The sequence below is a fragment of the uncultured Clostridium sp. genome, assembly GCF_937920395.1.
In the GTDB taxonomy this organism is placed as follows: Bacteria; Bacillota; Clostridia; order Clostridiales; family Clostridiaceae; genus Clostridium_AD.
Genome location: NZ_CALEVF010000260.1, coordinates 1 through 7,578, shown reverse-complemented (window position 1 = coordinate 7,578; position 7,578 = coordinate 1). Strand labels below are relative to the sequence as shown.

9 protein-coding genes are annotated in these 7,578 nt (G+C 29.5%); all 9 read right to left on the bottom strand.

The genetic code is table 11. The features are described 5' to 3' along the window. The coding region (locus tag Q0649_RS16860) for a PstA family ABC transporter permease (RefSeq protein ID WP_298844721.1) at positions 1 to 452 on the bottom strand (452 nt) is incomplete at its 3' end. Beyond that, positions 452 to 1,369: a phosphate ABC transporter permease subunit PstC gene (gene pstC / locus Q0649_RS16855; protein WP_298844723.1), complete on the bottom strand. Its 918-nt coding sequence runs from the start codon at positions 1,367 to 1,369 to the stop codon at positions 452 to 454. The genes pstC and Q0649_RS16860, both read right to left, overlap by 1 nt. Before the next feature lie 95 nt (positions 1,370 to 1,464). Further along, positions 1,465 to 2,358: a phosphate ABC transporter substrate-binding protein gene (locus Q0649_RS16850; RefSeq protein WP_298844718.1), complete on the bottom strand. Its 894-nt coding sequence runs from the start codon at positions 2,356 to 2,358 to the stop codon at positions 1,465 to 1,467. A 179-nt stretch (positions 2,359 to 2,537) separates the two neighbouring features. Continuing rightward, positions 2,538 to 4,247, bottom strand: a complete 1,710-nt coding sequence (pnpS, locus tag Q0649_RS16845) for a two-component system histidine kinase PnpS (protein WP_298844715.1) — start codon at positions 4,245 to 4,247, stop codon at positions 2,538 to 2,540. Positions 4,248 to 4,249: 2 nt separating this feature from the next. After that, positions 4,250 to 4,945 (bottom strand): response regulator transcription factor, encoded by a 696-nt coding sequence (locus Q0649_RS16840; RefSeq protein ID WP_298844713.1) that lies wholly within the window; start codon positions 4,943 to 4,945, stop codon positions 4,250 to 4,252. A gap of 31 nt (positions 4,946 to 4,976) precedes the next feature. After that, entirely contained in the window at positions 4,977 to 5,693 is a 717-nt protein-coding gene (gene pgeF / locus Q0649_RS16835) for a peptidoglycan editing factor PgeF (protein ID WP_298844710.1), read from the bottom strand. A 61-nt stretch (positions 5,694 to 5,754) separates the two neighbouring features. Beyond that, positions 5,755 to 6,222, bottom strand: a complete 468-nt coding sequence (gene nrdR / locus Q0649_RS16830) for a transcriptional regulator NrdR (RefSeq protein WP_298844707.1) — start codon at positions 6,220 to 6,222, stop codon at positions 5,755 to 5,757. A gap of 79 nt (positions 6,223 to 6,301) precedes the next feature. Then, on the bottom strand, positions 6,302 to 6,562 hold the full coding sequence (locus tag Q0649_RS16825) for a YlmC/YmxH family sporulation protein (protein WP_298844704.1): 261 nt from the start codon (positions 6,560 to 6,562) through the stop codon (positions 6,302 to 6,304). Between the two features lie 231 nt (positions 6,563 to 6,793). Beyond that, positions 6,794 to 7,501 (bottom strand): RNA polymerase sporulation sigma factor SigE, encoded by a 708-nt coding sequence (gene sigE / locus Q0649_RS16820; RefSeq protein WP_216145701.1) that lies wholly within the window; start codon positions 7,499 to 7,501, stop codon positions 6,794 to 6,796. Positions 7,502 to 7,578 lie beyond the last annotated feature (77 nt).

Below are 7,578 nucleotides of genomic sequence, written 5' to 3'. Positions count from 1 at the left end.
ACTCTAGTAAGTCCTGGTAAATTTATTATAGTTATGGCTAAAGCTCCAGCAAAAAGAGAATATCCCCACCCTGTCATTGTAACAAAAACTAAAAGCCCAAATAAACCAACGACAATGGAAGGTAATGAGGCCATAGTTTCAATACATAATCTAATAATATTTAGCATCTTTCCTTTTTTTGCATATTCAGCTAAATATATTCCAGCTCCTACTCCTATTGGCACTGTAATTATAAGTGTCACTACAAGTAAACTCAATGAATTATATAATTGGGGACCAATTCCTCCACCAGCTTCACCAATTTTTGGTTCACCTAATAAAAACTTTAAATTTAATGACTCTCTTCCATTATATACTATGTATCCAATAAGACTTACAAGCAAAAGAATTACTAAAGCAGAAACTATGTACAAAACTATTGTTGCAATTTTATCTTTAAGTTTAGCACTCATTACTGCTCACCTCTTTTTCCTATTTTTCTAATAATAATTATAAATATAAATGATATTACTAGCAATAGCAATGCTATTGACCATAATGCATCATTCCAAGCTGTTCCATTTATTGTATTTGACATATCCATAGTAAGTATACTTGTTAATGTAGTTGTTGTTCCAAGTAACCCCTTAGGAAAAGTAACTGAGTTTCCAATAACCATTTGCACTGCAAGTGCCTCTCCAAATGCTCTTGATACTCCAAGTACAATACTTGTAAGTATTCCACTTTTAGCTGCAGGTATAATCACTTTAATTATAGTTTGCCACCTTGTTGCACCAAGCCCATAAGATGCTTCTATATAATCTTTGGGAATAGTTCTTATAGCATCCGATGAAATGCTTGTTATTGTTGGTAAAATCATTACACTTATAACAAGTACACCTGCAAGTAAACTAAATCCTATTCCTCCAAAAAATACTTTTATAATAGGAACTAATACGCTTACACCTATCCACCCATAAACAACAGATGGAATTCCAACAAACAACTCCACGGCAGGTTGAAGGACTTTAGATCCTATTTTTGGTGAAATCAAATTCATAAATACAGCTAGTGCTACCCCTACAGGTGCACTTACTAGTACCGCAAGAAAAGATACTATTGTAGAACCAAAAATAAATATTAAAGTTCCAAATTGAGGAATTGAAGATTCTCCGCTACCCTCAGGGTCCCAATTTCCAGAAAATATAAAATGAAATATTGAGTAGCCATGTTTAATAAACGTGTTTAACCCTTTAGCAGTTAAAAATATTATTATTGAAAAAGTAAGAACCACTATAATCGCACCACAAAAGGTTGCAAAACCACGTCCTAAATATTCATTTTTAAGCTTTAATGTTAATTTTCCAAAGTCTTTTTTTAGCTTTAGCATCTTTTTTTTAGCATCATTTTTTTTCATAATATTTTACCTCAAAAAATTATTTTAATGAAAAATAAAGGTTGGTTTTATCCAACCTTTAGATAACATTAATCTCTTTTAACTTTCATATCAGCCATTGGAATATATCCTAATTTTGTTATTGATGCATGCATTTCAGAACTAGTCATATAATCTAAATATGCTTTTGTTATTCCAGTAGATGCACCTTTAGTATACATATGCTCGTATGACCAAATTTTATATTTATCTGTACTTATATTGGCAGCCGTTGCTTCAGCACCATCTATTTTCAATATGTTTAAACCTTCTTTATTGGTTGCATCAGCAAAATATGATAATGCTAAGTAACTGATTGCTCCATCTGTTTGTTTAACTGCCTGCTTAACAGATCCACTTGAATCTTGAGTTAAACCAGTTGCCTCTTCTTTTTTATCCAAAGCAAATTCTTTAAATGTTGCTCTAGTACCTGAAGATTTTGGTCTATTTATAATAGTAACTTTGATGTCAGCCCCGCCAACTTCTTTCCAGTTTTTTATCTTACCTGTAAATATATCTATTAATTGTTGTTTTGTCAATGATTCTACTTTAACTTTTGGATTTGTTACTGCAGCAAATCCTATAACGCATACCTTAGTATCTGTTAATGCAGCTGCATCAATTCCTTCTTTATCTTTTGCATATATATCTGAATTTCCAATATCTACGCTACCTTCTCCAACTTGTTTAAGACCAGTACCACTTCCGCCACCTTGAACATTTACAGTTGCATCTGAATTTTTAACTTTAAAATTTTTAGCACCAAGTTCTGCTAATGGTTGAAGAGCAGTTGATCCTGCTGAAGTTATTGAACCTGAGATTGCATTCGATTTAGTTGTGGTTTTAGGAGTCGTTTCAGTTTTACTTGAACACCCAGTAAAAAATCCTGCTGTCATTACAACCGTTAGTGCAGCAACCATCATTTTCAAATATTTTTTTCTCATTAATATTTCCCCCATTCAATTTATATCATTTTATTAACTACTCATTACTCTTATAATAATATACCCATAAAGTTAACTTTATATTATGTTGAAGTTAACTATAGTTTAGCTAATGTTAATTAAACTTTACATTCAATAAAAATATAACCACCACCTTTATTAAGGTGATAGCTTTATTTTCACTCTGAATATGGAATTTCTATTATGAATTTGCTTCCAACTTCTAATTTACTCTCTACATATATTTTTCCTTTAAATTCTAGCACTATATGCTTAACAATGGCTAATCCTAACCCAGTTCCACCTTTCGATCTAGAACGAGCCTTATCGACTCTGTAAAACCTCTCAAAAAGACGTGGAATTTGATCTTTTGCTATTCCAACACCAGTGTCTTGTACCCACAAAATAAATCTATCCGGTTTGCTCTCAGTGCCGATGCAAACACTATTGCCTAATTCAGAATAATTTATACCATTGTCTACTAAATTAATTAACATTTGTTTAAATCTATCAGCATCACCTATCAATATTTTAACATCCTGTTGCTTCAATGATAACTGAATTCCCTTTAAATCTGCTGTATTTTTCATTAAATTGTACACGTCTTCTACAATCTTGTTAACATTAATATTTTCTCGTTTTACTTCCTCTTTTTGCTCTATATGTGAAAGTGTTAAGATATCTGTAATTAATCTAGTTAATCTATCAGCTTCTTCGTTAATTATGTTTAAAAATTTCTCTTTTGTTTTTACATCATCAACATATCTTAATGTTTCAGCAAATCCTTTAATAGATGTCAGAGGCGTCTTAAGCTCATGAGAAACATTCGCAACAAATTGTGTCCTCATATTCTCTAGCTTTTTCACTTCAGTAATATCTTGAACAACAGCTACAGTACCGATATGATCATTTGCATTAATAATATCTGCAGTTTTTATTCGAAGTTCTCTTTCCTTTGGCCAAGATATTCTTATTTCTTTGTAATCATCATCACTTTGATGTAAGATGTTTTCTAATTCAAAATTTCTTATATTATCTAAAAGATTTTGCCCTATAATATCCTTAGTTATACCAAATATTTTTTTAGCATATGGATTAATTATTATAACTCTATTTTTTCTATCAACAGCAATAACTCCACTATCCATACTTTGCAGAATTGCTTCTAACCTATTTTGCTTATCTGTAACTTCGTTTAGTGTAGATTCTAGTTTGTCTGCCATTTCATTAAAATTTTTAGCTAATTGTCCTATTTCACCATCGGCTAATATACTAGCTCTCCTATGAAATTCGCCCTTACTAATTCTTGAAGTAATAAAAATCAAATCTGTGATAGGTCTTACTATAATATGTGATAGTTTTAGAGAAAACCAAATTGACATTATCGCTGAAAAAATTATAGCTAAAATATAAATCTTAAAATATTTACTACCGAGTCCACTTACAATTTTAAGTGGATTAGAACTTCTAATAATAAAACCATCACCAAATTCAGTTGCAAAATACATCATATTCTTCTTAGTAGTGGTACTATATCTTATTACAAATCCAGATCCAGTTGCACTCCTTCTAGCTTTTATTATTTCTTGCCTGCCATTGTGATTACCCATAGTACTCGAATCTACAGACGAATCATAAAGCACCTCACCACTTTTGTCAATATATGTAACTCTCAATTGTGAACTCTTTAAGTTTTGTGTGAAAAATATTTGATGATCTTTTAAATTATTACTTTTTAATAAGCTAATTATCATATTATTATTTATTTGAAGTTTATCCTTTAAATTTTCTTGATATTCATAATTAAAGATAGATACAATTAAAGCAGTTACAACTACAAATATAAAAATTACAGTACTTAATAAATATATTAATAATTTTTTTTTCATGATTATTCTCCAAAATTAAATCTATATCCGATACCTCGAATTGTCTGGATATAAGCTGGATTTTTGTCATCCTCTTCAATTTTTTGTCTTAAATGCCTTATGTGGACGTCTACAGTTCTTGTTTCTCCTACATATTCATAACCCCATATTTTATCTAGTAAAAAATCTCTGGTCATAACCCTACCTTTATTCTTTATTAAAATTTGTAATAATTCAAATTCCTTTAAAGTCAAATCAATTCTTATTTCACTTTTTAGAACCTCATGTTTACCAAAATCAATTGCCAGATTACCAATTTTGAAAGTCTTTTCAACTATCTGCATAGTAGTTCTTCTAAGAATAGCTTTAACCCTTGCTACTAATTCCCTTACTGAAAATGGTTTTGTAATATAATCATCTGCGCCGAGCTCTAGTCCTATTATTTTATCTATTTCCTCTCCTTTTGCTGTTATCATAATAATAGGCATGCCTGACATGTTAGAATCTTTTCTAATTTCTTTACATACATCTAATCCATCCATTCCAGGTAACATCAAATCTAATAACATCAATTGTGGTGCTTGTTCTTTAGCAAGTTTTATAGCGTCTATTCCATTGTCAGCACATATAACTTTGTATCCATTTTTTTCTAAATTAAATTTAATTAATTCCCTTATATGTTCTTCGTCATCCACCACTAATACTTTTTCTTCAGCCATGTTAATCCCTCCATATTTTCATACATTGCTCTTAATTGTATTTTATATAAACAAATGAAAACATTCTCCCATTGTTATTTTCGCTATTTCTATAAGAATATAATTCATATTCTTTACTACAAGAAGTACATGCATTAGTGATTTTAATGTTCTTTTGTTTTATACCTTTTTCGTTAAGCTGAGCTATAATACATTTTTCTAGGTCTAATTTATTATTATCACTTATTTTAATATTACTATAAATTTCTTTACTAGTAAACTCTTCTATTAGTTCCTTGCTAACCTCATAACAACACCCTCCAATATGCGGTCCAATATATGCCTTAATATTTTTAGTTAATGTCCCATAAGTCTCTTTCATTCTTTCAATAGTTTTGCTTACTATCAAAGTGTTTGTACCTTTCCATCCACTATGTATTGCCGCTATAACATTTTTACTAGTATCTACCAAAATTACAGGAACACAATCTGCAGTGAAAATACCTATCGCTATATTTTTTTTATTTGTTATTAAAGCATCTCCATCTTTTATATTACCATCAAAGTCGAAAATTGAATCACTATGAATTTGATTTAAATACCCAATAGATTGCAGATTATAAAAGGTTTTTATTTTTTCTAGATTCGCTAACCCTTCATCCGTATGGCAATTAAAATTTAGTCCACCACTTGCTGTTGAAAACAAAACAACTACATTATCAACTTGAAATTTTATAAATTTATATTTATTAAAAGACTCTATCTCCATTACTTCATCTCCATATAAATTATATTCATTATTGTTTAATTTTTATAAACTAAAAAAATGCCTAAAGGCATTTTTTTTCATTAGACATAAGTTTTCTTATCTCTTCCATAAATGTATTAATATCTTTAAACTGCCTATAAACTGAAGCAAACCTCACATAAGAAACCTCATCTACATTTTTTAATATAGTCATTATAAGTTCTCCAATATAATCAGATTTTACTTCTGTAAGCATTTCATTATTTAACTGTTTTTCTACTTCATCACAAATGGCTTCAATTTGTTTTCTTGAAACTGGTCTTTTTTGACAGGCCTTCATTAGCCCATTTAATATCTTTGTTCTATCAAAATATTCTCTATTAAAATCTTTTTTTATTACTAAAATAGGTACATCTTCCACTTTTTCATAAGTAGTATATCGTTTAAAACACCGCAGACACTCACGTCGACGTCTAGTTGCAATATTGTCATCTGTTGCTCTAGAGTCTACAACTTTGCTTTCTTCACAACTGCAATATGGACACTTCAATGGTCTTCACGTCCTTTTACTAGTATAGTTAACAAATATACTAACATTATACACTTATCTTATAGATTAAAATAGTCTATTATTCGTTTTCCATAATTACATCACTTCCATCTACAAGAATTACATCAACACCAACTTTCTTTACTTTTTCCCATGGTATCTCAATACTATTATTTTTATTAAACCAAGATGATTTCTGAGTTGGCATTAAGATTGAAATAATTTTATAGTCATCACAATCAACCTTTAAGTCTTTAATATATCCCATTTTCGACCCTGAATTTATGTCTATGATTTCCATCTGCCTTAAATTATTAATTGCAAACATTAAGCTTTCCATTTCTTTACCCCCTCGTATTTATGTAGAAAGACTATTTTTACCTGCATATTTAGAATTCTACAGCCTTATATTATTTATATTCATAAGACACTAAAAATATATTTATAATTTTGTTTTTTTAATAATGCATATGAAAACAAATAACAAGTCAATATATTATTCTTGACTTGTTATTTGTTTTCATGTACCTAATACTAATTCAAGTAATTTTATAATACATTTTTAAGTACTTTATACCATTTTATTAATTTCCTTTTGCAACCTTTTTATTATTCTTTTTTCAAGCCTTGAGATATATGACTGTGATATTCCAAGTATATCAGCAACTTCTTTTTGTGTTTTTTCTGTGGTTCCATTTAATCCAAATCTTAGTTGAACAATTTCTTTTTCTCTTGAGTTTAACCGTTGCATGGCAAGCCAAAGTAATTGCTTATCTACATCTTCTTCTATAATATTGTAAACCACATCATTGTCAGTGCCAATTATATCAGAAAGCAATAATTCATTGCCATCCCAATCAACATTTAGAGGCTCATAAAGAGAAATTTCAGTTTTAATTTTACTATTTCTCCTAAGATACATCAGAATTTCATTTTCAATACATCGTGACCCGTATGTAGCAAGCTTAATTTTCTTTTCAGGATCAAATGTATTAACTGCTTTAATAAGCCCTATAGTTCCTACTGAAATCAAATCCTCAATATTCACTCCTGTGTTTTCAAACTTTCTTGCAATATAAACTACTAACCTTAAATTTCTCTCAATTAAGGTGGCTCTTACACTTTTATCTCCTGTATCAAGTCTTACTACCAATTCATCTTCTTCATCCTTAGTCAAAGGAGGTGGTAGTGCATCATTGCCTCCTATATAAAACAAATTGTTTGAAAACATTTTGAATTTTGCAAATAACTTGTTTAGCATCACTTTAAAATTAAACATAATTTCCTCCTTATCTATATTATTATAGTTAATTGCATAACCTTGTAGTCAAGTGACTTCAAGGCTTTACAATTATA

Coding starts and splice junctions, on each gene's coding strand:
- pstC (WP_298844723.1), bottom strand. CDS start 1,369: ATGCTAAAGCTAAAAAAAGACTTTGGAAAATTAACATTAAAGCTTAAA.
- Q0649_RS16850 (WP_298844718.1), bottom strand. CDS start 2,358: ATGAGAAAAAAATATTTGAAAATGATGGTTGCTGCACTAACGGTTGTA.
- pnpS (WP_298844715.1), bottom strand. CDS start 4,247: ATGAAAAAAAAATTATTAATATATTTATTAAGTACTGTAATTTTTATA.
- Q0649_RS16840 (WP_298844713.1), bottom strand. CDS start 4,945: ATGGCTGAAGAAAAAGTATTAGTGGTGGATGACGAAGAACATATAAGG.
- pgeF (WP_298844710.1), bottom strand. CDS start 5,693: ATGGAGATAGAGTCTTTTAATAAATATAAATTTATAAAATTTCAAGTT.
- Q0649_RS16825 (WP_298844704.1), bottom strand. CDS start 6,562: ATGGAAAGCTTAATGTTTGCAATTAATAATTTAAGGCAGATGGAAATC.
- sigE (WP_216145701.1), bottom strand. CDS start 7,501: ATGTTTAATTTTAAAGTGATGCTAAACAAGTTATTTGCAAAATTCAAA.